22 protein-coding genes and 1 pseudogene are annotated in these 24,781 nt (G+C 66.0%); 11 read left to right on the forward strand and 12 right to left on the reverse strand.

Annotation, left to right across the window (positions count from 1 at the left end; all coding sequences use genetic code 11):
- Nucleotides 1–492 carry a hypothetical protein gene (locus V6F88_RS17740; RefSeq protein WP_332611099.1) on the reverse strand — a complete coding sequence of 164 codons (492 nt, stop codon included), beginning with the start codon at nucleotides 490–492 and terminating at the stop codon, nucleotides 1–3.
- A complete protein-coding gene (locus tag V6F88_RS17745) occupies nucleotides 467–859 on the reverse strand; it encodes a phage holin family protein (protein ID WP_332611100.1) in 393 nt (130 codons plus the stop codon). Before V6F88_RS17745 ends, V6F88_RS17740 begins: the two co-directional genes overlap by 26 nt.
- Before the next feature lie 124 nt (nucleotides 860–983).
- Here V6F88_RS17745 and V6F88_RS17750 point away from each other — a divergent pair, with 124 nt between their 5' ends.
- Nucleotides 984–1,250 carry a hypothetical protein gene (locus V6F88_RS17750; protein WP_332611101.1) on the forward strand — a complete coding sequence of 89 codons (267 nt, stop codon included), beginning with the start codon at nucleotides 984–986 and terminating at the stop codon, nucleotides 1,248–1,250.
- A 26-nt stretch (nucleotides 1,251–1,276) separates the two neighbouring features.
- Here V6F88_RS17750 and V6F88_RS17755 read toward each other — a convergent pair whose 3' ends face one another.
- The 3 genes from V6F88_RS17755 to V6F88_RS17765 all read right to left on the reverse strand — a co-directional run bounded on the left by V6F88_RS17755 (nucleotide 1,277) and on the right by V6F88_RS17765 (nucleotide 7,116).
- A complete protein-coding gene (locus V6F88_RS17755; protein WP_332611102.1) occupies nucleotides 1,277–2,362 on the reverse strand; it encodes a calcium:proton antiporter in 1,086 nt (361 codons plus the stop codon).
- A 106-nt stretch (nucleotides 2,363–2,468) separates the two neighbouring features.
- Nucleotides 2,469–6,731: an AAA family ATPase gene (locus V6F88_RS17760; protein WP_332611103.1), complete on the reverse strand. Its 4,263-nt coding sequence runs from the start codon at nucleotides 6,729–6,731 to the stop codon at nucleotides 2,469–2,471.
- Nucleotide 6,732: 1 nt separating this feature from the next.
- Complete coding sequence (locus V6F88_RS17765; RefSeq protein WP_104142114.1) at nucleotides 6,733–7,116, reverse strand: response regulator transcription factor; 384 nt, start codon at nucleotides 7,114–7,116, stop codon at nucleotides 6,733–6,735.
- A gap of 159 nt (nucleotides 7,117–7,275) precedes the next feature.
- Here V6F88_RS17765 and V6F88_RS17770 point away from each other — a divergent pair, with 159 nt between their 5' ends.
- Nucleotides 7,276–7,971: a response regulator transcription factor gene (locus tag V6F88_RS17770; RefSeq protein ID WP_332611104.1), complete on the forward strand. Its 696-nt coding sequence runs from the start codon at nucleotides 7,276–7,278 to the stop codon at nucleotides 7,969–7,971.
- Nucleotides 7,972–8,083: 112 nt separating this feature from the next.
- Here the strand turns inward: V6F88_RS17770 and V6F88_RS17775 are convergent, their stop codons facing one another.
- From V6F88_RS17775 to V6F88_RS17795, 5 genes are all read right to left on the reverse strand, one after another.
- A complete protein-coding gene (locus V6F88_RS17775; protein ID WP_332611106.1) occupies nucleotides 8,084–8,728 on the reverse strand; it encodes a response regulator transcription factor in 645 nt (214 codons plus the stop codon).
- Between the two features lie 154 nt (nucleotides 8,729–8,882).
- Complete coding sequence (locus tag V6F88_RS17780; RefSeq protein ID WP_332611108.1) at nucleotides 8,883–9,965, reverse strand: porin; 1,083 nt, start codon at nucleotides 9,963–9,965, stop codon at nucleotides 8,883–8,885.
- A gap of 111 nt (nucleotides 9,966–10,076) precedes the next feature.
- A complete protein-coding gene (locus V6F88_RS17785; protein WP_332611109.1) occupies nucleotides 10,077–10,940 on the reverse strand; it encodes an alpha/beta fold hydrolase in 864 nt (287 codons plus the stop codon).
- Nucleotides 10,941–10,964: 24 nt separating this feature from the next.
- The gene (locus V6F88_RS17790; RefSeq protein WP_332611110.1) at nucleotides 10,965–11,651 is read right to left on the reverse strand and encodes a hydrolase; all 687 of its coding nucleotides are present in this window, start codon (nucleotides 11,649–11,651) and stop codon (nucleotides 10,965–10,967) included.
- 266 nt (nucleotides 11,652–11,917) lie between these two features.
- Nucleotides 11,918–12,307, reverse strand: a complete 390-nt coding sequence (locus V6F88_RS17795) for a helix-turn-helix transcriptional regulator (RefSeq protein ID WP_104142122.1) — start codon at nucleotides 12,305–12,307, stop codon at nucleotides 11,918–11,920.
- 366 nt (nucleotides 12,308–12,673) lie between these two features.
- Here V6F88_RS17795 and V6F88_RS17800 point away from each other — a divergent pair, with 366 nt between their 5' ends.
- The 3 genes from V6F88_RS17800 to V6F88_RS17810 all read left to right on the forward strand — a co-directional run bounded on the left by V6F88_RS17800 (nucleotide 12,674) and on the right by V6F88_RS17810 (nucleotide 16,289).
- Nucleotides 12,674–13,123: a hypothetical protein gene (locus V6F88_RS17800; RefSeq protein ID WP_332611112.1), complete on the forward strand. Its 450-nt coding sequence runs from the start codon at nucleotides 12,674–12,676 to the stop codon at nucleotides 13,121–13,123.
- A 101-nt stretch (nucleotides 13,124–13,224) separates the two neighbouring features.
- Nucleotides 13,225–13,662 (forward strand): GNAT family N-acetyltransferase, encoded by a 438-nt coding sequence (locus tag V6F88_RS17805; RefSeq protein ID WP_332611114.1) that lies wholly within the window; start codon nucleotides 13,225–13,227, stop codon nucleotides 13,660–13,662.
- A gap of 182 nt (nucleotides 13,663–13,844) precedes the next feature.
- Nucleotides 13,845–16,289: a mechanosensitive ion channel domain-containing protein gene (locus tag V6F88_RS17810; RefSeq protein ID WP_332611435.1), complete on the forward strand. Its 2,445-nt coding sequence runs from the start codon at nucleotides 13,845–13,847 to the stop codon at nucleotides 16,287–16,289.
- Between the two features lie 59 nt (nucleotides 16,290–16,348).
- Here the strand turns inward: V6F88_RS17810 and V6F88_RS17815 are convergent, their stop codons facing one another.
- Nucleotides 16,349–17,650 carry a sigma-54-dependent transcriptional regulator gene (locus tag V6F88_RS17815; RefSeq protein ID WP_332611115.1) on the reverse strand — a complete coding sequence of 434 codons (1,302 nt, stop codon included), beginning with the start codon at nucleotides 17,648–17,650 and terminating at the stop codon, nucleotides 16,349–16,351.
- On the reverse strand, nucleotides 17,647–19,041 hold the full coding sequence (locus V6F88_RS17820) for a sensor histidine kinase (RefSeq protein WP_332611117.1): 1,395 nt from the start codon (nucleotides 19,039–19,041) through the stop codon (nucleotides 17,647–17,649). Before V6F88_RS17820 ends, V6F88_RS17815 begins: the two co-directional genes overlap by 4 nt.
- A 356-nt stretch (nucleotides 19,042–19,397) precedes the next feature.
- On the opposite strand from V6F88_RS17820, the gene V6F88_RS17825 reads away from it, so the two are divergent.
- From V6F88_RS17825 to V6F88_RS27920, 6 genes and pseudogenes are all read left to right on the forward strand, one after another.
- Nucleotides 19,398–19,883, forward strand: a complete 486-nt coding sequence (locus V6F88_RS17825) for a tripartite tricarboxylate transporter TctB family protein (RefSeq protein ID WP_332611119.1) — start codon at nucleotides 19,398–19,400, stop codon at nucleotides 19,881–19,883.
- A gap of 3 nt (nucleotides 19,884–19,886) precedes the next feature.
- Nucleotides 19,887–21,407, forward strand: a complete 1,521-nt coding sequence (locus tag V6F88_RS17830; protein WP_332611121.1) for a tripartite tricarboxylate transporter permease — start codon at nucleotides 19,887–19,889, stop codon at nucleotides 21,405–21,407.
- Nucleotides 21,408–21,476: 69 nt separating this feature from the next.
- Nucleotides 21,477–21,956 carry a hypothetical protein gene (locus tag V6F88_RS17835; protein ID WP_332611123.1) on the forward strand — a complete coding sequence of 160 codons (480 nt, stop codon included), beginning with the start codon at nucleotides 21,477–21,479 and terminating at the stop codon, nucleotides 21,954–21,956.
- A 53-nt stretch (nucleotides 21,957–22,009) separates the two neighbouring features.
- Nucleotides 22,010–23,269: a putative Na+/H+ antiporter gene (locus V6F88_RS17840; RefSeq protein ID WP_332611125.1), complete on the forward strand. Its 1,260-nt coding sequence runs from the start codon at nucleotides 22,010–22,012 to the stop codon at nucleotides 23,267–23,269.
- Between the two features lie 208 nt (nucleotides 23,270–23,477).
- The gene (locus V6F88_RS17845; RefSeq protein WP_332611127.1) at nucleotides 23,478–24,005 is read left to right on the forward strand and encodes a sigma-70 family RNA polymerase sigma factor; all 528 of its coding nucleotides are present in this window, start codon (nucleotides 23,478–23,480) and stop codon (nucleotides 24,003–24,005) included.
- A 6-nt stretch (nucleotides 24,006–24,011) separates the two neighbouring features.
- Nucleotides 24,012–24,617 (forward strand): annotated as a pseudogene (locus tag V6F88_RS27920) (FecR domain-containing protein); the annotation flags it as partial.
- Nucleotides 24,618–24,781: the final 164 nt, after the last annotated feature.

Here is a 24,781-nt window from a genome sequence, read left to right on the forward strand (position 1 = left end):
TCAAGGCGGCAAGGGCTTGCTGGCATCCGCCGACATCCCGCCCTGCAAAGCGCGCAGCCGCTGCACGTGCCCGTCCAGCTGCATGCGCAGGCGCTCGGCTTCTATGGCGTCCGCGCCCGTCGTCACGTCCGGCCCCAGCGCTTGCAACCGCGCCATCGACGCGCGCAGGTCCGCGATCAACCGCGTCAATCGTTCAACCTCGGGCGCGGGCAGGATGCCGCTGACGCGCCGGGTATTGCGGCGGTCCAGCAGTTCGGCGACGCGCGCCCGCAACGCCACCACCGTCATGGCGCGCAGCGGTTGCTTCAGGAAGGGCGGCCAGCCCAGCGCCGCCCCGGCGGCCAGCGCGGTGGTCTTGGCCCACGCCGCGCCCGCCTGGCCAAACGAGGGTGAACGCGCGCTTGCGATGCCCGCCCGGCGCAGCACTTGGCGGTCATGCTCCATCTTGGCTAGCAGCGCGTCTTTATCAGCCTGGGTGGTGGTCTTGGGCATAGTGGCTCCGTGCGGCGGCGGTATCCAGTCGGACCTGGTGGCTCAGTTCGGCAAAGGGCGAGCCCTTGGGTGCGTTGTAGCGGGCGATGGCAAGCGAAATCAGGGTCACCACCAGCCAGGCGGCGGCAACCAGCCACGCGGTAAGCATGCGGTATTCGGTGTCCCAGAAGGTGACGATGGCGGCAACCGAGATGAACCCCAGGGTGCCCAGCGCGCAGAACACCAGCGCCACCCCGCTGATCAGCGTGGAAATCAAGGCCCCCCGATACAGCGATAACTCGATGCCCACCAACTCCACGTAATCGCCGGAACGTTCCGCAGCGAATTTCGCGATGTGCCGCAACCTGCGCAATCGTTCGGAAATCATGGCGTCTCCTGTGGGCCGTGAAAGCCGCTGTGCAGCAATTGCCATGCCCGTCGCGCCTGCTGCCGGGACCATTTTTTGCCGCGTGCAATCGCGGTAGCATGGGGCGTTTCAACAGGAGGGAATCATGGAAAAGCCTAAGTGGGATTTTCAGATCGAGCGGCCCGTTGAAGACGGCGGGGCGTGGCGCATCGGCTATACGCTGACCCTGGCCGGCGCACCGCAGCCGGGCGAACGCATCGCCATCGAGACCACGTACCGGTCGGCCCAGACGGCGATCGACGAAGCAACGCGCCTGGCGCGCATCCACGTGGCGGATTTGAATGGCGAAGCGCCCACTTTTGAAAAACCGACCGACGCCGAGGTGCCCTTCGATCAGCATCAGCGGTTTTGATGCCCGCCGGCGCCGGTCCCCGGCGGCTACAGCCCCAGGCTCAGCAGCATCAGGAAGGCGCCGAACAGCACAAAGTGCGTCATGCCTTCAATGGCGTTGGTCTGGCCATCGTTCAGGTTGATGGCGGCGACCAGCAGCGTCACCAGCATCATCAGCGTCTGTAGCGGCGTCATTGCCATGACGATGCGCTGGCCCGAGATCAACGCCATGGCCTCCATGGCGGGCACGGTCAGGATCACCGTGGACAGCGATGCCCCCAAGGCGATGTTCACCACGGATTGCATGCGGTTGGCCAGGGCGGCGCGCAGCGCGGTCAGCATCTCGGGCGCGGCGGAAATGCCTGCCACGATCAAGGCAATCAGGCCGATCGGCACATCGACGCCTTCCAGGCCGCGGTCCAGCGAATGCGACATCAGTTCGGCCAGGAAACCCACGGCCACGATGCCGGCCGCCATGATCGCGGCCGACGGACGCCAACTGGTCCGCGATGCCGCGGGCTGGTTGCGGCGCGTTTTCTTTTCGGGATAGCTGTAGCTGAAAAAGTAGCTGTGCGGGCCGGTCTGCATGCGCAGGAATACGCCGTACAGCAGCAACATCGCCACGATGGTAAAGGCGCTGTACGCACGCCAGCTGGCTTGCGGCACGAATTCCGGAACGATCATCGACACCGTCACGGCGGTAAGGATCATTACGCTGTAAGTGCGCGCGGAATCATCGTTGTAGGCCTGCTCGCCATGCTTGAATCCGCCGATCAACGCGGCCACACCCAGGATGCCGTTGATGTCCAGCATCACCGCTGAATAGATGCTGTCGCGCACCAGCGTGGGCGAGCCGCCCTTGGACGACACGATGGCCAGCACGATCACTTCCACCAGCACCGCCGACAGCGTCAGGATCATGCTGCCGTAAGGGTCGCCCAGCTTTTGCGCGATGCGCTCGGCATGGCGCGCCACGCTTAACGACGCACACAGGATGGCCCCGATCAGGATGGTCGTTTCCGCCAGGCTGGCCATTCGGCCAACGTCGCGCAGCGGTGAATCGGCGGCGTATCCGGCAACGGCGATGACGCACGCCAGGAGTAGAAACTTCTCGGACTGGAGAAAGGATTTCATCTGGGTGGGACGGGCGGGAAATAGTGCCAGCCTAGCATGTGCCGGACCCGCCCGTGTGCGCGCTTTTGGGCATGGGCCTTGCTGGCCCACGTCCTTTCCGCGGACGTCAGTTTGCCGTGCGCAGGCGCGCCAGCTGGAACGAGAAGCGGGTGCCGCACGGCGTCAGCGGCTGCGCGTGCAGGGTGCCGCCATGCGCTTCGATGATTGATCGGCAGATCGCCAGGCCCATGCCCATGCCTTGCGCCTTGGTGGTGAAGAAGGGGTCGAAGATGCGACCCAGATCCTCTGCCGCGATGCCGGGGCCGCGGTCTTCAACGCTGACCTCGACCATGTCGCCTTCCAGCCGCGACGACACGATCAACTGGCGCTGTCCTTGCGGCGTGGCGTGCATGGCGTCGATGGCGTTGGTGACCAGGTTAAGCACCACCTGCTGTAGTTGCGTGCGGTCTGCCTCGACCAGCGCGGCGTCGGATTCCAGGCGCGTCAGCAGGCGCACTTGTTGCGCGTCCATTTCCATCTGCGTCAGCGTCAGCACGTCGCCCAGGGTATCGTCCACGCGCACCGGCGCCAGCACGGCGGGCGCCTGCTTGGCCAGCGAGCGCAGGGCACGAATGATTTCGGCCGCGCGCAGGCCGTTGCTCTTGATGTGGTTCAGGCTTTCGCGAGCTTCATCGATGTCGGGCACCGGCCGGTTCAGCCAACGCAGGCTGGCTCCGACCGACGTCACGATTGCCGTCAGCGGTTGATTGACTTCGTGCGCGATCGAGGCGGCCAGCCCCCCCATTACCGTCAGGTGCGACGTGCGCGCGAGGTCGGCGCGCGCCATGCGTAAATTCATTTCCGCTTGCGCGCGCCGCTGGTTCTCGTCAACCAATTGTGCGTACAGCCCGGCCATTTCCAGCGAGATCGCCGCGTGCGGCGCCAGCAGTTCCAGCGCCGCCGTGCGGCCGGCGTCAAACACATTTGGCGCGTCGTTGTTTTCCAGGTACAGCACGCCCAGCAACATGCCGCCCCGGATCAGCGGCAGGCACAGTACCGAGCGCAGCGGCCGCGTCGCGGCCATTGCCGCGTGGATCGACGGCGCATCCACCACCGCGTCGGCCAGCACCAGCGTCTGGTGCGAGCGCAGCACGCTGTGCAGCACCGTCAGCGGCAGCGTGTCCGCCGTGGGGGTGGCGCTGCCCAGCGTGACCGCGCAGGTATCGCCCACGCGGCGCGCCGACGCCTCGATCAGCGGCGCTCCGCCGCGCACCAGCAGCAACAGGCCGTATTGCGCGTCGGCATAATCCATCATGTTGGTCATCAGCGTTTCAACCAGGCGGTCAAGCACCACCTCGCTGGAAATCAGCTGCGATGCGCGCACGCCGATGGTCCAGTCCGCCGCATTGGCCGCACCGTCGCGCTCGATCGGTTCAGGGGCGTCCGCGCGCAACGCCAACAAGGCCGCGTGCGTGGCAAACACCTGGTCGGCTTTTTTGCTGGCGCCCCAACGGCGATAGCTGGCGTGGGCCAGCCGCACATGCTGGCGGGCCGCCGACATCAGGCCGTTGGCCTGGCACAGGCCGGCCGCCATCTCGTGGGCCAGGGCTTGCTCGTGCACGAAGCCCGCCGCGCCCGCGCCGTCGGACGATGCCTCCAGGCTTTGCAGCGCCACCAGCGGCTGCCGGCGCAGGCGGGCCAGTTCGGCGTCAATCAGTTGCAGCTTGCTGAGAAAGGTTGCCGGGTTCAGTTGGCTCCAGGTCACAAAGCGCGCGCGATGCGGCTGCAACGCCGCGATGGTGGCTGCGGGGTCGGCCGCCGCGCCCGGTGCACGCGCCATGGCCAGCGCCAGGTACAGGTGACAATCCGCCGTATTGATGTGGCTGATCACGGACGACTTCAGCGCGGCAGCGCGCGACAGGCTGTCGACCGCTGCCGCGTAGTCATGGAAGTAAAAGGCTCCCATGCCGTCGTACAGCCAGATCCAGAACCGGGTGGATTCCGACCGCGTGCGGCGCGCCTGCTCGGAGGCGGGCTCGTCGCCCACGTACAAGGGCGTACCCAACAGCCGCCGCGTGAACCCGTGCTGCGCCTTGAGCAGCAGCTCGATGTCTACGTACTGGATCAACCGCGTGAGCGCCAGGCCGCGTTCGATTTCCTCTTCGACCAGGCGCAGCTGCTCGCCCATGAACAGCAGGTCGGACACGATGTGGTTGCTGGCGTAGCACGCCATGCCCAGGTCGCCCGACGCGCGGCCCAGCGACACGGCGGTGTGGACGTGCCCCAGCGCGACGCTCAGCGGTTGCGTCCAGGGGCTGACCTGGTCCACCGCCACCAGCGTGGCGATGCGCTCGGCCTCGAAGCCGTGATGCTCGGCCAGCGCCATGCCCGCCAGTCCGTAGGCCAAGCCGTCCTCATAGTCCTCATACTGCGCCGCGATGAAAACGCCGTACCACGACAGCCCATAGGCGGATTCCGGCGTGGCGCCGTGGTCCAGCGTCAGTTCCACCATTTTGGCCAGATGCGTGAAACGGATGCCGTCGTCAACGAAAAAAGACGAGATCAGCGTGGACAGCAGCCCCATCACGGTCTGGACGCGGCGGTCGCGAGTCATCGCCGTGCGCCCCAGCGAGGCGATGGGGCGGCCGGCCAGCTTGTGCCGGACAACGTCATACGCATCGCGCTGCGCGGCGGCGGACGGTGCGCGGGTCAGGGGCACGTCCAGCAGCGCCAAACCGGACAGCGCCGCGCCGATTGCGCCTTCGTAGTCGGACCGCAGCGTTTGAAGCACGGCCTTCAGCCGGTGCACCGCGGCCTTGTCCATCGGCGGCAGTTCGCGCGCCAGCAGGGCGCTGATCTCTTGCGCCGCCGTGGCGAATTCGGCTTGCGCCAACAGGCATTCGCATCGCAGCAGGCTGGCGTCGTAGGCCAACGCGTACTGCGTCGTCCACCAGTCCGGCTGCATCAGCCGGCAGGCCGCGCCCACGTAGCGGGCCGCCTGCTGCACCGCCGCCGCCTCCTTGGCGCGGCGCCCGGCAAGCGTCAGCACGCGCACGAACGCCACGCGTTGCGCCAGCGTGGGGTCAACGCCCTCGGCAAGCTCGATCTGGTTGGCGATTTCGAAGGCGTAGTCGCCAAGCTGGGCGGCCCATAGCTGCGCCATCAGCGTGGCGATGCGCGCATGCGCTTGCGGGCGCTGCGCGGGCGGCGTCATGGCGTACGCGGATTCCAACACACGATCATGCGCGAACACATAGACGCCGTCGTCGTGGCGTAGCAGGCCCGCATCGACCAGTGGTTGCAGCCGGGCCGCCACATCGGCCACGGGCAGATCGGCAATGCGGGCCAGCAGCGCGTCGCCGCTGCGCAGGCCCACGCAGGCCATCTGGCTCAACAAGCGCCTTCCGTCTTCGGGAAAGCGTTCAAGCCGGGTCACCATCAGGTCCACGACGCTGGCCGCATAGCGCGGATTCATCACGTCGGCCGGGTTCCACAGCCAGGTTTTCGATGCTGCGTCGAACGACAGGACGCCGTCGTCCATCAAGGTCAACAACAGCTGCCGGGCAAAGAAAGGGTTGCCCGCCGTGACCTGGTGCAACGCCTGCCCCAGCGGCTTGACCGCATCGACGTCGCCGCCCAGCACGGCGGCGGTCAGTTCGCAGACGTCGTGTGTGGACAGCGGCGCCACCGTCATGCGGGTGACCTGGATGGGGTTCCAGCGGTCGGCGTGAATCAGCCATTCAAACGCCTGGCTTGTTTGGCGGTCCTGGTCGCGATACGCGCCCAGCAGCAGCACGTGCGCAGGGGGATTGACGGTGTACGCCTTCAACCAGGCCAGCGTATCGGCGTCGGCCCATTGCAGGTCGTCGATGAAAAGCACCAGCGGATAGCCGGCCTGTGCAAAGGCGGAAAACGTTTGCAGCAAGGCGTTGTGCACGCGTTGCTGGGCCTGCTTGGCCGGCACGCTGGACAAAGGCGCGGTGCGGCCGATCAGGTGTTCTATCTCGGGAAAGATCTCGGCAACGGTCCGGCCCTGGCCCGCCAGGCGTTCGACGAGCCGCGCGCGCAGCGGCGCCAGCGCGTCTTCATCGCGGCCCAGCGCGGCCATGGTCAGGGTGCGCAAGGCATCGGTGATGGGGGCGTAGGGAATGTCGCGCAGTTGCTGGTCGCTTTTCCCGCCGGCAAAGCTCGCACCGGCCAGTTCCGCCCGTTGCGCCAGCCGGTCCACCAAGGTTGACTTGCCCGAACCGGCGGGGCCGGCCAGCAGCACGAGTTCGGCGTTGCCCTGCACCGTCACGCGGGCCAGGGCGTCGTCCAGCATGCGCAGTTCCGCGCCGCGTCCGACAAAGGGGGAGGCGGCCAGGCCGGCGCTTGGGTCGAAGGCGGACATGTCAGGGAGCCGGCGCTTCCGGGTGGATGGCGCGGTCGATGCAGCGCAGGATTTCGGCGTCTTCGAAGGGCTTGCACAGAAAGCAGAATGCGCCCAGCTGCCGTGCCTGTTCGCGATACCGTTCTTCGGGGAATGCCGTCATCAGGATGACGGGCACGCCAAGGCCACGTTCGCGCAGGGCCGCGCACATGGCCAGGCCGGTCATGCCGGGCATCTGGATATCGGTGACCACGCAGGACAGCCGCGTCAGGTCTTCGGCATCCAGCAAACCCGCCGCGCCGTCGTACAACACCACGTTCAGGTCCAGGGAGCGCAGCAAGCTGCCAAGCGCCTTACGCACTGAAGCGTCGTCGTCGACGACCGCAATGAGGGGGGCGGCATTCACTGTGCATTCCTGTATCAAGGGCGACGAGCGGCTGGATGGCCGCGTCGCGAGTTCCCAAGCATACCCGCAGAAAGCCCCGGGAAAAAAGCCATACAAAGGTATAATTTTTTGCCTTTCTTCCCGCCCCGCTCCTTGCCGTTTCCGCGCGCCGATTTCACCATGCAAGATCAATCCGCCATCCCGTCCGGCGCTTGCGCCACCGCAGGCGCAGCCGCCACCGCAGCCGCCACCGCAGCGGCCAGGGCCGTGGTCTGGGTGGTGGACGATGACGCGTCGATACGCCAGGCGCTGAGCAATCTGCTGCGGTCCGAGGGGCTGGATGCGCGCACCTTCGGGTCCGCCGAAGAGATGCTGGCAGGCGGCTTGCCCACCGTGCCCACCTGCATCATCCTGGACGTGCGGTTGCGCGGCCTGAGCGGGCTGGACTTGCAGGCGCGGCTGTCGCCGGGCGATGCGCCGTTTTCCATCGTCTTTATTTCGGGCCACGCCGACGTGCGCATGACGGCCACCGCCATGAAGGCCGGCGCGGTGGATTTCATTGCCAAGCCATTCACTGACGAAGACCTGCTGGGCGCGGTCCACGCCGCGCTGGACAAGGCGCGCGCGCGGCATGAAACCACCCGCCACGCGCGGACGCTGCGCGAACGCTACGCCACGCTGTCGCCGCGTGAACAGCAAGTGATGCGGCTGGCGGCAGCCGGCCTGCTGAACAAGCAGATCGCCGCCAAGGCCGACATCAGCGAAGCCACGGTAAAAATTCATCGTGGCAACGCCATGCGCAAGATGCAGGCCCGCACGTTCGCGGATTTGGTGTTGCTGGCACAGTCCATGGGGCTTCTCGAAGCGGGGGATTAGCGGCGGGCGGCCAGCTGCGGGCGGCGAGCTGCCAGCGGCGGGCGGCCAGCCGTGGGCAACTAGCCGTGGGCGACTAGCCGTGGGCGACTAGCCGTGGGCGACTAGCCACGGGCTAAGCGACCGCGCCTATCTGCCCGGCCATCGTCACCAGTTGCGCAAAGCTGCGCGCCTGCATCTTGCGCATGGCGTTGCCCCGGTGGATCTTCACGGTGATGTCGCTGATGCCCAGCCGGTCGGCAATCTGCTTGTTCATCAAGCCCGCCGTGGCGTGTTCCATGACCTGCCGTTCGCGCGGGCTCAGGCTCTGATAGCGCTGCACCAGGCCGTGCATGGCCTGCTCGCCGGCGCGGCGCTCGCCGTCGCGCTGCAAGGCCAGCCGCACGCAATCCAGCAGGTCCTGTTCGTTGAAGGGCTTGGTCAGGAAGTCCAGTGCGCCGGCCTTCATGGCCCGCACGGTCATGGGGATATCGCCGTGACCCGTCATGATGATGACGGGCAGGGCATCGCCGTCGCTTTGCAGCAATTGTTGTAGCGCCAGGCCGTTGCCATCGCGCAGCCGCACGTCCAGCAGCAGGCATGCCGGGCGATCGCCCCTGTCGAACTCGCGAAATTCCCGCACGCTGTGAAAGGCCTTGGCGGCCAGGCCCACGGAGGCAAACAGCGCGACCAACGACTGCGTGATCGCGGGCTCGTCATCGACGATATAGACCAAGGGGTCCACGGGGTGGGAAATGCCGGGGCTGGCGCATGGCTTCACGATGAACTCCTGAGGGGGCGTGCGCATAAGTCGGCGCGCGGGGCTTGCGCTGCTGGGGCAACTTGCATGTCCGGAATTCTGGCACGGCCCCGCGCCGGGGACGCATCCACTACCACCATAGTCGTAGCCGGTTGCGGCGCGCGGCAGATCCCCGCTAGAAGTTGTGGCGCAGGCCGATGGCCAGCGTTTGCGGGCTGGTGCCCTGCGTTACGCCCAGGCTGTTGATGGCAAAGTCGTAGTCGGCGCGCGCCCGGTTGCTGATCCGCGAGTAATAGCCGTACAGGGCGGTGCGGGGCGACAAGGGGTAGTCGTACCCGACCGTCCACTGCACCGCGCCGGTGTCCGATCCGCTGCGTACAAAGCCCACCGTCTGCGTCGACGCCCCGCGGCCGTTGCTTGCCACGCCTAGCGCGGCGCGCAGGCTGCCCCGGCCCAGCGCCTGCACGATCGACACGTAATAGCCGTCCCGGGTCAACGATCCGCTGGCCGTCCGATAGCGCAGCCGTTCGTACACCACTGCGACTCGCGTCGTCGGAAACTGATACGACAGGCCCATCTTGAAGGCGTCATCGTGCGTGTTCGCCGCCTGGTAATTGCGGTGCAGTTCGTAAGCCAGCGCCAGGTTCAAACCGCCCCGGTCATAGCTGCCCGACCACGAAAACAGCTGCGGATTGCGCGGCGTTGTCATTTTTTCCTGGGGCAACCCCCACGCGAATCCACCGCTTAACCCCTGCCAGGACGGCGTGCGGTATTGCAGGGAATTGTTTTGCCTGCGGTCGAACGAACTGGTGTTCTCGACGTTGCCGGTGCTGGCGGCCGAGCCGTTGCCCAGCAAGGCCATGTAGCCCGCCGTGGTCGCGTAGTAGGGGTCGTAGGCCAGCGTGGCTTCGGTATAGGGCGTGTGCCAGTTGCCCAGGAACAGCGTGCCATAGGGGCCGTCGAACCCCACGCGCGTGTTGCGGCTGGCGATCTGCCCCTGGCCGGTGTTAAGCGCAATGCCGCTTTCAATCTGGAAGATGGCGCTGGTGCCGTCGCCCAGCCATTCCGTGCCGCGTAGCCCGAACACCGAGCGGTTATTGGTCATCCGGGCGGCGCTGCCCGGCTCGGGTCCGCCGCTGATCCGGCTGCTTTCCAGCGCGGTGTTCAGCCTGCCGTATAGCGTTACCGACGATTGAGCGCAGACCGGCGCCGCCACGGCCAACAGGCACGCGGCTAGCGGTTTTGCATAGCATTTCACTAGAGACTTCCGGTAAAAAAAGAAAGGCGGGGCGCCGGGCTTGCTTGCCCGGCGCCCCGGAAAAGGCGCTCCGGAAGGCGCCTTTATGCAGGTGGCCCTGGGGCCGGGCGGTCAGCCCCGGATGAAGGCCAGCAGGTCGGCGTTGACGTCTTCGGCGTCCAGCACGCACATGCCGTGCGAGGCGCCCGGGTAGACCTTCAGCGTGGCGTTCTTGACCAGCTTCACGGCCTTTTCCGCCGAGTTGGCGATCGGCACCATCTGGTCGTCCGAACCATGCAGGATCAGGGTGGGCACGTCGATCTTCTTCAGGTCTTCGGTGAAGTCCACCTCGGAAAACTGCTTGATGCACGCGTACTGGCCACGGATGCCGCCTGCCATGCCCTGCAACCAGAAGGCGTCGATGGTGCCTTGTTCGATCTTGGCGCCCGGCCGGTTAAAGCCAAAGAACGGCTGGGTCAGGTCTTTGTAGAACTGCGAGCGGTTCCGCATGACGCCCTGGCGAATGCCATCAAACACTTCCATCGGCAAACCGTCAGGGTAGGCCGCGGTCTTGGCCATCACGGGCGGCACCGCGCCGATCAGCACCACACGGGCCACGCGCTTGCTGCCATGGCGTCCGATGTAGCGGGCAACTTCCCCGCCTCCGGTGGAATGGCCCACCAGCGTTGCGCCCTGGATGTCCAGCGCGTCCAGCAGCGCGGCCAGGTCATCGGCATAGGTGTCCATGTCGTTGCCTTGCGACGGCTGGCCCGAACGGCCGTGGCCGCGACGGTCATGGGCGATCACACGAAAGCCGCGCTCGGACAGGAACAGCATCTGCGCGTCCCAGGCGTCGGCGTGCAACGGCCATCCGTGCGAGAAGACGACCGGCTGGCCGGCGCCCCAATCCTTGTAGTAGATGCGGGTGCCGTCGGCGGTCACGATGGTCTGGCCGGCGGGGCCGGCCGGGGAAGCACTTTGCGATTGCACATTCATGTTGCGGGTCCTGTAAGCGTCGGATCAACGGGCGGCAATGGGGGCAAGCGCTTCGTGCGCGGTACGCGTGCGCTGCGGGGCCTTGTGCACCATCGTGTAGGCGTAGTCCACGCCCATGCCGTAGGCGCCCGAATGCTCTTTCACCAGCGCCATCACGGCGTCATAGGTTTCGCGGCGGGCCCAATCGCGCTGCCATTCCAGCAGCACCTGTTGCCACGTCACCGGCACGACGCCCGCCTGGATCATGCGCTGCATGGCCTGGTCGTGCGCTTCCTTGCTGGTGCCGCCCGAGGCGTCCGACACCATGTAGATTTCGTACTGGCCTTCAAGCATGGCGCACAGCGAGAACGTGGTGTTGCAGACTTCGGTCCACAGGCCGGCCACAACGACCTTCTTGCGGCCGTTGGCGGCCAGCGCATCGCGCACCTTCTGGTCGTCCCACGAATTCATCGAGGTGCGTTCCAGCACCTTCTGGTCCGGAAACACATCCAGCAATTCGGGGTAGGTGTAGCCCGAGAAGCTCTCGGATTCCACGGTGGTGATCGTCGTCGGGATGTTGAAGATCTTGCCGGCCTTGGCCAGACCGACGGTGTTGTTCTTCAGAACCTGACGGTCAATGGACTGCACGCCAAAGGCCATCTGCGGCTGGTGGTCAATGAAGATCAGTTGGCTGTTTTGCGGGGTCAGCACTTCAAGTTTGGATTGGGTCATGGCGAATGTTCGAAGGGTCTGTCGATGCGTGATTGCAAGGCGCAAGCAGACGGATTGTGAAAGGGATGCGCGCGCATCCCGTGGCATGAAAACCTGTCCGGCAGCGGACGGAACGAAGCTTATGGGGGTGCTATCGGCGGCACAATAACGCCTTCGTATAGGCGCGAAGGCGAAGAGGGCAACACGCCTGTGATCGCCGCGCCTCGGTCAGGAATCGATCAGGAAAACGGTCAGGAAATTGGTCAGGAAATTGGTCAGGAAATTGGTCAGGCATCGGCCGCGCGACGCCACGCGCCGGGCGTCAGGCCGACCACGTTGTGGAACACGCGCGTGAAGTGCGCCTGGTCGGCAAACCCGCAATCCAGTGCGATATCGGCCAGCGTCTTGTCCGGTATCCGCAGCTGTTCGCGGGCTTGGGCGATGCGTTGCAGCAGCGCCCAACGGTGGGGCGTCGTGCCGGCGGCATCGCGAAACACGGCTGTGAAATGCGTGCGCGACAAGCGGCAGGCGCGCGCGACGTCGGCCACCGAGCTCTGGCCGCTTAACAGCATGGTCTTTGCCTGCTGCTCCAGCGACACCGGCAAGCTGCGTTTTGCCGGCTCGGGGCCAAGCGGCGGCGGGCCGCTGTTGTCGGCGCGGACGTGGGATGGGCGCATGTAAACCTCCGGGGCAGAAAGCGAGGGACCGCGCCCTCTTGATGGGTGAATCGACGCGCGACGCCTGCGCGGCAAGCGCGTGGGCGGGCTGGCCCTGGCTTCTGGCCCTGGCTTCTGGCTCGTCTGGCAGGCAAGCGCAGAATAGGAGTCGGCCCCATCGCCATCAATCAGCCATTGGTGTTAGCGGCAGGACGTCAGCACGCGCCGGATACGGGTTGTGTGGGGCGTTGTCTCCATCTCGTTGGCCCCATCTCTTTGTCCCCATATCGCCATACCCAATATTGGGTATTCCGGACATGGGCCGAAGCACGGCATGCGGGACTACATTGCAAGGTCCAGGGTTCTTAACCGCACGTGGAGTTTTCTATGAAAAAGTCCATCATTCCCTGCGTTGCCTTGCTGCTCTCGACCATCGGCCTGACCGCCACGGCACAGACCATTACGCCGATGAAAGGGCAGTCTCCTGAAACCACACAACAAGACGTCGCCGCCTGCCAGTCCCAGGCGGGGGGCACCGGCACCACCGACACCACGCAATCCGGCGGTCGCGCGCGCGGCGCCGCAACGGGCGCCGTGGCGGGCGCGGCAGTGGCCGGCGCGCGCGGCCGGCAGCACGAAGAGGCCTATGACCGCGTAGACGACGACGTCAAGCAGGAATACCGACAGAACCAGGCCAAGGACGCGGCGGTGGCCGGCGCCGTCGTGGGCGGGTCGCGCCAGCGGCAGGATCGGCGCGAGCAAGCCAAGACCAACAGTGCGGCGTCGTCCGCGTACACCAGTTGCATGCAGCAGCGCGGCTATCAGGTCACGCCCTGATTGAAGGTGCCGGGGGCGCGGGGCCGCGCGCTTGTCATGAGGCGGACACGATGCCGTCATAAATTTCCGCGAAGCCTTGCACACGCCGCCCGGAAACCGACATGCACCTACGCCCCGCCACCGTCCAGGACGGCCCCGCCATCGCCACCTTGCTGGCGCAACTGGGCTATCCCGGCACCACCGCCTTCATGGCGGAAAAAATCGCCCTGCTATCGGCGCATCCCGATGCCCTGTTGCGGGTGGCTCACGACGATGCCGGACAATTGCTGGGCTTTATCAACCTGCATTTCATGATGCAGCTGGCCCTGCCCGGCGACTTCTGCCGCATCGCGTATTTCTGCGTTGACGACCAGGCCCGCAGCGCGGGCGTCGGCCGTCAACTCGAAGCGGCGGCCGAAGCAGAAGCCCGCGCGCGCGGCTGCGACCGCATCGAAGTGCATTGCCATGAACGCCGCGTGGATGCGCACCGCTTCTACTACCGCCACGGGTATGAAGAATCGCCTAAATATCTGATGAAGCGGCTGGGCTTTATCATTTAGCCCATGGCGGCGTTGTCCCTGCGATCGCGCGCCGCGTTCCTGGCCTTGATCGTAGAGGAGTTTTATTAGTGGTTCGATTCGCAACGACAGCATCCCTTTCTTATCCGCCCCGCGAAGATTCCGCCCGCCTTTGGCGGCACCGACGCGCGAGGCCATGGCAGGCGGTGTGGCTGCTGGTGGTGATGCTGAGTTGCGTGTTGTTGAACTGGCCGGCCCAGGCGTTCGCGGCGTCGCCGCTGCAAGCTCAGTCGCAGTCGCCCGCCGCATCGGCATCCGCGCTGACGCCCGATGCGTTGGCCGACCTGCTGGACAATCCCGAGGCACGCAAGGCGCTGGTCGATGCGTTACGGGCGCAGGCGGCGGGAAAGCCGCCCGCGGCATCCGCCGCCCCGGGCACGGCCGCTTCCACCAAGGCGGCGACCGGGCCTGGTTTACAAGAACGCATGGCAGACGGCGTGCAACAGTTCCTGACCGGCGTTGCCGGCGACATGGGACAGGGCGTGGACGATATGCGCGCGCTGGCCTCCGGGCGCAGCCTGCGGATGGACGGTGCCACCGCCGGCAATGCGCTGCTGCCGTTGCTGCTGGCCGGCTTGGCGACCATCATTGCCTATCTGCTGCTGCGGATGATCGCCATGCGCATCTACACTCGCATCGACCGTTGGGTGGCTGAACATGCCAGCCCTTCCGAGGCGGCGACCGTTCACGGCCCCGGCACGCCGCGCCGCGCGCCTGCCTCGATGCGGGCCTTGTACCGGCGCCTGGGCGCCATCGTGGGCGCGGTTGCCATCGATGCCGGCGTTGTGCTGCTGGCCGCGATGGCGGGTGGGGCGGCGGCCCTGTGGGGCACGCCCGAGCGCGGCACGCTGGACACCCTGGCGGCCGTATTCCTGCGCGCCTTCGTGGCGGTGGAAATCGTCAAGGTACTGATCCGCACGGTGTTCGCGGTGCGGCATCCGCACCTGCGCCTGTTGCCCATGTCCGACGAACTGGCCCGGTACTGGAACGCGTGGCTGGTGCGCGTTGTCGCGGCGGCGGGCTATGGCACGCTGCTGGTGGACCCGGTGATCTCGGCCGCGCTGTCGCCCGCCCTGGGTCGCCTGGCCAGCATGGTCATCATGCTGGTGGTGTACGTGTACGCGGTGCGCATCATCTGGCAGAACCGCCATTCGGTGCGTGATCGCATGAACCATCATGCCGCCAACGCGGCCACGTTCATGGGGTCGCGGCTGCACTTCCTGTCGCGCATCTGGCACGTGCTGGGCATCGGCTACTTCACCGTACTGCTCATCGTCAGCCAGATCGACCCGACCAACGCGCTGCCCTTCATGGCGCGCGCCACCGCGCAGACCTTGCTGGTCATCGGCGTGGGCAGCCTGCTGATCCTGTTGCTGAACACGGTGATGGCCAAACCCATCCGCCTGTCCGACGACCTGCGTCGGCGGCTGCCCATGCTGGAAGCGCGCGTGAACGCCTACGTGCCCGCCATGCTGAAAGGCGTGGGCTGGATCATTCGCATCGTTATCGTGTTGCTGGTGCTGGACGCGTGGCACGCGTTCGACCTGTCGCGCTGGCTGGCGTCGGACGCGGGCGGGGCGGCCATCAAGATGGTGGTCAACGTGGTCATCGTGCTGCTGATCGCGGCGCTGGCCTGGACGGTCATTGCCAGCATCATCGAACACCGCCTGAGCCAAAACGAAGGGCGAGGCATGCCCAGCGCGCGCGAACGCACGTTGCTGTCGCTGTTCCGCAATGCCGCGTTGATCGTCATCGTGACCATGACGCTGATGGTGCTGTTGTCGCAGATCGGCATCGACGTGGGCCCGCTGATAGCAGGCGCCGGCGTGGTGGGCCTGGCCATCGGCTTCGGCGCGCAGAAGCTGGTGCAGGACATCATCACCGGCGTGTTCATCCAGCTTGAAAATGGCATGAACGAAAACGACGTGGTGCAGGTCGCCGGCGTGTTCGGCACCGTGGAGAAGATGACGATCCGTTCCGTCGGCATCCGCACGCTGGACGGCGGCTATCACCTGGTGCCGTTCTCGTCGGTGGATGTGGTCGCCAACCACATGCGTGACTTCTCTTATCACTTAGGTGAATACACCATCGCACATCGTGAAAGCGTGGACGACGCCATTGAACATTTGCGCGCCGCGTTTGCCGAATTGATGACCGACTCGGTGCTGGGCCCCGAGATCCTGGAGGAAATGACGGTGGCCGGCGTTACCGCCGTCAACGACAAGGGCGTCACCATCCGCATCCTGATCAAGACCACGCCGGGCATGCAGTGGGCCGTGCAGCGCGGCTATAACCGCTTGTTGAAAAAGCACTTCGACGCGGCCGGTATCGAGCTGCCGTACCCGCACACGGTGGTGTACTTCGGGCAGGACAAGCGCGGCTATGCGCCATCGGCCAACGTCACGCTGCAACCCGAGCGTCCGGACGACGGCCAGGACGCGCGCGCGGCCGGGCACACCCGCCGTCGCTTCAAGCCGGAAACCAGTCAGGACGATTCGGCCGAAGTTCTGGGCAACGAACTTGAGGCGCGAGAGGAAGGGCTGGAGGAAGGGCGAGAGAAGGCAGAGGCAATGGGGGAATCGCGGGAGCCGGGCACGCCGCGCGTGTAGCGTACCGGGCTACCCCTGCGCGCAAAGTGTTGCCGACGGGACTGTCGGCCCGCGCGCCTTTACACGGCATCCCGCGCCGCGCGCAGCTTTTTCCATAGCGTGGTGCGCGAGATGCCCAGGCGCTTTGCCGCCAAGCCCATATGGCCGCCGGATTCTGAAATGGCTTGCTGGATGGCGCGCTGTTCGGCGTCCAGCCGCGTGGTGGCCAGGTCCTGCTTATCGGCCAGCTTGCTTTCCGGAAAGAGGTCTTCGGCATGGACCTGTGCCCCGTCCGCCATCACGACCGCGCGCGCGATACGGTTTTTTAGTTCCCGCACGTTGCCCGGCCAGGGGTGGTCGTGCAGCGCCTGGATGGCATCGGGCGACAGGGTCGCACCCGTGCCCGATTGGGCGGCCAACAACGTCTGTGCCAGGCCGGGCAACGCGCCGGGCCGCTCGCGCAGCGGCGGCGCCGCGACCCGGGCCACCGCCAGCCGATAAAAAAGATCCGCGCGAAACGTGCCCTGCGCCATTGCGGCCGGCAGGTCGGTGCAGGTGCTGGCCAGAATGCGGCAATGCGTGTGGCGCGCGGTGCTGTCGCCCAGCGGACGATACTGGCCGTTTTCCAACACGCCCAGCAGCGCGGCTTGTGCCCGGGGTGTCAGCTCGGCCACTTCGTCCAGATACAGCGTGCCGCCCTCCGCCTGGGAAAACAGCCCGTCGCGCGCGGCCCCGGCGCCGCTGAAGGCCCCTTTCACGTGGCCGAACAACAGGCTTTCAATCAAGTCCGACGCCAAGGTGGCGCAATTGACGGCAACGAAGGGGCCGGCCGCATAGGCCGAGCGCGCATGCACATAGCGGGCGGCGCGGTCTTTGCCCGAGCCCGTTTCGCCTTCCAGCAACACGGGCAGGGCGCTGGCGGCCAGCCGTTCAAGCTCTTGCGCCAAGGGGTAGGTTTCATCGTGCAGCGCGTAGGGGTTTTCCAAGACTTCGTCTTGCTGGCCGGCCGGCTGCGCGGCGATGACCGATCGGATGCGGGCCACCAGCGCATCGGTGTCATACGGCTTGGTCAGGTAATCGTTCGCGCCCGCCGACACCAGGCGCACGGCCTGGGCAATGTCGCCATAGGCGGTGGCGAACACCACGGTGGTGTTGGACAGATGCGGGATCAAGCGCCGATAAAGATCTTCGCCGGAGCCGTCGGGCAGTCGGATGTCGGCCAACAGGAATGCCGGCCGCATGCGGGTCCGGCGAAACACTTCGACCGCCTGGGCGCAGCTTTGCAGCCATTGCGTGGCGATGCCTTCCAGCCGCAGGCGCTGAAGCAGCGCGCCGCCCAGCAGTTCATCGTCTTCGATCAGCAAAACCTGGATGTCGCTCACGCCGTATCTTCCTGTGGACCGTAGGGCAGGCGCACGGAAATGCGCGTGCCGGTTGCCATGCGGGTTGCGCGCAAACGGCCATGCATGGTTGTTGTCAGGTCGGCCACGATGCCCAGGCCCATGCCGTCGCCATCGGGGGGCGCGCCCTTCAGCGCGCGGCTGGCTGCCGGCGGCAGGCCGTCGCCCCGGTCGGCCACGTGCAAGGTCAGCGCGTGGCGGCTCGCCCGCGCGAACACCTGGACCAGTTCGCCACGCGGCGAGGCCTGGATGGCGTTCAGTACCAGGTTCAGCAACACCTGCCGCACGGCGCCCGCGGGCAGCGTCAGGCGGCGATCCTGCATGCCTTCGCAATGCAGTTCCACACGCACGCCCGCGCGGTTGGCCTGTGCGCCCACCATCAGCCGGATGTCCGCGATATCTTCTTCGCGCAGCAGGGCGGTGCCGGGGCGGAAGGTGCGCAGGCTGGCGTCCACCACCGCTTGCAGCGCTTGTACGCCGCGTTCGATAAAACCCAGGGACTCGTCGCGCACGTCGTCCCGGTCGCCAAATTGCCGTAGCGTCTGCACGGCGGTGCGCAGCCCGCCCAAGGGGTTGCGCACTTCGTGGGCCAGCGCGGCCGACATCCGGCCCAACACCGCTTCGCGCTCGATGCGCGCATTGCGTTCGGTCAGTGCTTCACGTTGTTGCGCGCTTTCAACCATCCAGTTGTAGGCGGACAGCAGTTCCTGGAGTTCGGGGTCTGTGGTGTCCACCCGCATGGGGCGCAAGCGATCTTCCGGACCGGCGCGCAGGGCCTCGGTCAGCGAAATGATCGGGCGCTGAAGCCGGCGCGCCATGCCGAAGCACAGCACCGCGCCGACCAGGCTGATCGCCAGCCCCACCAGGCCCAGCTCCCAGGCCAGTTCCTGGCGTTGCCGGTGAAAGTCGCTGACGTCCAGGTTGGCCACCAAGGTCCCCAGCGCGGGCCGCGCGTCGTCCAGCAAGCGCCACGTCCACACACCTTCCGATCTTGCGCTGATGAGCGTGCCGGCGGTGTCCGCCATCGATGCCAGCGGAATCGGCTCAACCTCGGGGTAGCGCGCCACGTGCGCCAGCAGGCGGTGGTCCCCTGCGACGACGGCCAGTGTGCGGTCGACCACGCCCAGATGCGTATCCAGCGCGCGGTTCAGCACATCGACCATCTGTGCACGGTCGTCGGTGCGCACTGCCGGCAGGATCGCGGCGGACAGACCATCCAGATACACCTGGCCCAAATTGGCGACCTGCCGGTCGAACTGGCGCGACACGCCATGCAGCGCCAGCGAAATCAGCGCGGCGGATATCGCAAGAAACAGCAGCGAGACCGCAAGCGGAATGCGGGCGGTCAGGGGCAGGCGGGGAAAGCGGTGCATGGGGGCAGCATGGCGAGGCGGTCGAAACCACGAAAACGAGGATTATGCCTGGGTGGAATCGGGGCTCGCATTTGCAAGAAATGGCAAGCGCGCGGCGCGCGGGAAAAATCCATGCCAGCCCGCTTTCAGCGGGGAACGTTCGCCGCGATGTTCACTTTTGTGAACATCGCCTGTACCGCGATGTTCACCGTTGTTCAGCGGCGTGAACAGGCGTCTTTCTTCCTGCTGGTTTTCCCGGATGTCACGCGCAAAACCGTGAAAGCGGATTGCAAGGCGTCGTCCTTAAAGTGCCCCCTCCTTCGGCTTGCGACATCACGCGCGCCGAAGCATGTCGACAACAATCAGGGGAGCAAGCCGTGGGCAGCACCATATTTTCCAGAAAGCGCGATCTGTGGGGCGGGGCGTTCATCGCCCTGTGCGGCGCGCTCACTATTCTTGAAGCATCGTCCTACAACATCGGAGAACTGGCGCGGATGGGCCCGGGCTATTTTCCGCTGATGATCGGTTGCTTTCTGGTCGCGCTGGGCATCCTGGTTCCGTTAAGCCCGGACCCCGATGAAGTGCAGGAAGAAATGATCGAAGAACAGCTGCCCCAGCCTACGCGCCGGGATCGCGTGCGTGGCATGGCGTGCATTGCCGCCGGCATCGCGCTCTTCATCATTCTGGGCAGTTTCCTGGGATTCTTGCCCGCCACGTTCGCGCTGGTGTTCGTCTCGGCGCTGGGCGATACGTCCAACTCTGTCAAGTCCGCCGCCATTCTCGCCATTGCGATGACGGTGTTCGGCGCGGTGGTGTTTTCCTGGGCGCTGCAATTGCAGTTTCCGATGCTGCGCTGGGGGTAGGAAATGGATCTGTTCGACAACGTATTGCATGGTTTTTCCGTGGCGTTGCAGTGGGAGAACCTGCTGTGGTCGCTGTTCGGCGTGTTCATGGGCAACATGATCGGCGTGCTGCCGGGCATGGGCGTGCTGGCCGCCATTTCGATCCTGCTGCCGCTGACCTACGCGATGACGCCGGTTGCCGCGCTGATGATGCTGGCCGGCATCTACTATGGCGCGCAGTATGGCGGCGGCATCACCTGCATTTTGCTGAACCTGCCGGGCACGCCGTCACACGCGGTGACCTGCCTGGACGGCAACCCGCTGGCCCGCCAGGGCAAGTCGGGGTCGGCGCTGTTCATGCTGGTCATGTCGTCGTTCGTGGGCGCCAGCGTGGGCATCATCATCATGATTCTGTTTTCGCCGATGCTGGTGGAAGTGGCCTTCCAGTTTGGCCCGGCGGAATATTTTTCGATGATGATGCTGGGCCTGTTCGCCGGCGCCACGCTGGCCAAGGGCTCGGCCATCAAGGGCATCGCCATGGTGTTCCTGGGCTTGCTGCTGGGCGTGGTGGGCACCGACGTCAACACGGGCACCATCCGTTACGCCTTCGGTGTCATTGAACTGAGCGACGGCGTGCCCTTGGTGGCGCTGGCCATGGGCTTGTTCGGCCTGGCGGACTTCTTCGCCAACGTCAACCGCATCGGCAAGGCCACGACGGTGGGCGCCGGCCCCAAGATGTCGGTGCGGCCCGAGCCCGGCGACATCAAGAAGTCGGCCATGCCGATTGTGCGCGGCAGCGCCATAGGCGCGATCCTGGGCATCTTGCCGGGCACGGGCGCGACCATTGCGTCGTTCATGTCCTATGCGGTGGAAAAGCGCGTGTCCAAAACGCCCAAGCGCTTCGGCAACGGCGCCATCGAAGGCGTGGCGGGTCCGGAATCGGCCAATAACTCGGCGGCGCAAACCAGCTTCATCCCCACCATGAGCCTGGGTATTCCCGGCGACTCGGTGATGGCCCTGATGCTGGGCGCGCTGATCATCCACGGCATTCAGCCGGGTCCGCAGATGGTGACCGAACACGCCGACCTGTTCTGGGGGCTGATCGCCAGCTTCTGGATCGGCAACGTCATGCTGGTGGTGATGAACCTGCCGCTGATCGGCATGTGGGCACGGCTGCTGAAGGTGCCGTACAAGTACCTGTTCCCGTCCGCGCTGTTCTTCGTGTGTGTCGGCGTCTACAGCACCAACAACAACCTGTTCGATGTGGGCATGGTGCTGGTGCTGGGCCTGGTGGGTTACCTGTTCCTGAAGTTGCGTTTTTCGCCCGCGCCGCTGCTGCTGGGTTTCGTGTTGGGGCCGATGGTCGAAGAGAACTTCCGGCGTGCGCTGCTGCTGTCGCGCGGCAGCATGAGCGTGTTCGTCGATCGCCCGATCAGCGCCGGCTTCGTCTACGCCATCCTGGCGCTGGCCGCCTGGCTGGTGTTCTCCACAGTGCGTAATCGCAAGCGTGTCCGCGAGCTTGAACGGGCGCAGGCCGGCGCCTGATCGCGTACGGGTGTTGCACTGAAAAGGGGGCTGCGGGCTGGCCCCCTTTTCCCTTGATGGGAGCGTGTCATGAAGCAATCGGAGTGGTCCGCGCAGGGCGACGCGCGGTGCGGTGACTTGACCGTGGTGCGCGAACTTCCCTTTGTGGAATTCATTGAACTGCTTGAATTCAGCCATCTGCGTTTTGACCTGCCCGCGCAAGGGGCGACGTCCGCGCTGGTGGGCACGCAGGAATGGCGCAGGCGGATCGAAGGCGAATCCACGCAGCCGGAATCCGTGTATGTCTGCACGACGCTGGAGGCGCTGCATGACGCGGTGCTGGCGCCCGAGGATGCCGAACTGAAGATCGACATGCCGTGCCAAAGCCGCGTGCGCCTGCGTACACTGTTTCAGCAACGCGACCGCGCCGCGTCCACGCCCTGCGTCCGGGTGGACTTGCAGGCCTTGATACGGCGGGTGCTGGTGCCGGCCAGCGCCCCGGCGCATCTTTTTGAACTGGTCAGGCACGTCGTCATGACGCGCCTTTGGGTCGAGGTCGCGCGGGTATAGCCGCCGCGCATTTCACTTCGGATTGACCACCTCTTACGTACAGGAACCGACACGTGACAGCGTCCGCACTGGAAATCATCGCCGCCCTTGTTTTCGCCGTTGCCTTGGTGCACACCTTTTCGGCGCCGCTTTTCTTGCGCCTGGCGCATCGCAGCAAGCGCCATGGCGGGCTGCTGCATCTGCTGGGCGAAGTCGAAGTGGTGTTCGGATTCTGGGCGGCGATATTGCTGGTCTTGATGGCGTTGGCCGCGTCGGGCGAAACGGCGCTGGCGTATGCCGAATCGCGCAACTACACCGAGCCCGCCTTTGTTTTTGTGGTGATGGTCATCGCGGCGTCCTTGCCGGTGCTGACGGTGGTGATGCGGCTGGTCGAACGCGTGGCGCGGTTGTTGCCGGTGCGCGACCAGACCGCCAAGGCCTGGCTGTGCCTGGCGCTGGTGCCCCTGGCCGGCTCATTGGTGACTGAGCCGGCCGCCATGACGATTGCCGCCATGATGCTGGCGCCGCAGGTGTTTCATCGCGAGATGCCGGAACGGTTGAAATACCTGGCGCTGGGCGTCTTGTTCGTCAACATCTCGATCGGCGGCACGCTGACGTCGTACGCCGCGCCGCCGGTGTTGATGGTGGCGTCCACCTGGGGTTGGGATAGCGCCTTCATGTTCAGCACCTTCGGCTGGAAGGCGGCGCTGGCCGTGCTGGTGAACGCCACGCTGGTGACGGTGTTGCTGCGGCCGCACCTGCGCTCGGGCGACGTGATGGCGATGAAGGATTCCGCCGTGCCAATGTCACCCGTGGTCATCATCGTGCATCTGTTCTTCCTGGCTGCCGTCGTGCTCAGCGCGCATCACCCCATCCTGTTCCTGGCGCTGTTCCTGTTCTTCATCGGCTACACCCAGGCGTACAAAGCGCATCAAAGCCCGTTGATCATCAAAGAGGCCCTGTTGGTCGGCTTCTTTCTTGCGGGCCTGGTGGTGTTGGGCGGCATGCAGCAGTGGTGGCTGCAACCCATCGTCAGCGGGCTGGAGCCGAACGTGCTGTTCGTCGGCGCCCTGGCGCTGACGGCCATCACCGACAACGCCGCGTTGACTTACCTGGGGTCGCTCATCGACGGCATCTCCGCCCAGGCGCAATACATGCTGGTGGCCGGCGCGGTGGCCGGCGGCGGGCTGACCGTCATCGCCAATGCCCCCAACCCGGCGGGCGTGGCGCTGCTGCGCGGCAGCTTCGCCAACGGCGCGGTCAGCATGCCGGGCTTGCTGGCTGGCGCGCTCGTGCCCACGCTGGTGGCGGCGTCGTTTCTGTTTTTTCTTTGACCGCACCACGCCTCAAGAACCCACGCCGTCTCCAAAACCGATGTCCGCAGCGGGCATCGCAACGATCTTCACGCCAAAGCGGGGGGGATGGCGGGCAGGGTGGCGCCCGAATGTTGCCGTCTACCGGCGCCGCACACCGCTTGGCGGCCGCCATCAATAATGATTACAATTCCCATTCTTAAAAATTGGGGTAGCGGTCGCCACGGCCATGTCGTCCTTGGAATCTCTGGAGCACCGAGCGCTGGGCTTGCTCTACCGCGACCATCACGGATGGTTGCGGGGTTGGTTGCTGAGGCGGCTGAACGTGCCCGCCGAAGCGGCTGACCTGACGCAGGACACCTTCATGCGCCTGCTGGCTTCGCCGGCGTCGATGGCGCAGTTGCAAGGCGTGCGGCAGCCGCGCAGCTTTCTGGCGACGGTGGCGCAGCGCACGCTGGTGGATCACATCCGGCGCCAGGTGCTGGAACGCGCCTGGCTGGAAACGCTGGCGCAGCAGCCCGAAGCGCACGCCATTTCCCCCGAGACTCAGGCCATCCTGCTGGAAACCATACGCGAGATCGACGCCATGCTGCACGGGCTGGGGCACAAGGTGCGACGCGCCTTCCTGATGTCGCAAGTGGAAGGCGCCAGCTATGCGGACATCGCCGTGCAGTTGGGCGTCACCGTCAGTTCGGTGAAGAAGTACATGGCGCGCGCCACCGAGCATTGTCTGGTGTACGCCTTGGAAAGGCAGTAGAAGCCGATGGCCGACAAGACGATTACCGCTGCGGCGCAATGGTACGCGCGCCTGTGCGCCGACGAAGTCAGCGCGGCCGACGTGGCGGCGCATGGCCGCTGGCTGGCCGCCGACCCTGAACACGCCCGCATCTGGCGCCAGGTGGAACGGCTGCGCGGCACCCTGGGCGCGGCGCCTGCCCGGCTGGCGGCCGATACGCTGAACCGCGCCGACCACCACTTTGCGCGCCGACGCGCCGTGTTGCGCAGCGGCTTGGGCGCGGTGGCGCTGCTGGGCGCGGGCGGCATGCTGGCCTGGCGTGTCTTGCCGGTTGACCAGATGGTGGCCGGCTATCTGGCCGACTACCGCATGGGCACGGGCCAGCGGCGCGAACTGACGCTGACGGACGGCACCTTGCTGTGGCTGGACAGTGCCAGCGCGGTGGACGTGTCCATGGACGCGCGCGGCCGCCACATCACCGTGCACGCGGGCGAAATCCTGATCGACACCGAACACGCCGCGCCCGGCCTGCCCCCGCTGCGCGTGACCACGCCCCACGGCACCGTGCGGCCCCTGGGCACGCGCTTTACCGTACAGCGCCTGAACGACCTGACCCGCGTGGCCGTGCTGCGCCATGCCGTCGAACTGCTGCCGGCCGACGGTGGCGCGGCGCTGGTGCTTAAGGCCGGCGAACAGGGTGTGCTGCAAGCCGCCGCCGCCCGCCATGAAGGGCAGATCTTCGGCGAGCCGGACGCCTGGACGCGTGGACTGCTGATTGTGGACGGCATGCGTCTGGC

This window comes from Achromobacter sp. ESBL13 (assembly GCF_036668755.1).
GTDB lineage: Bacteria > Pseudomonadota > Gammaproteobacteria > Burkholderiales > Burkholderiaceae_B > Achromobacter.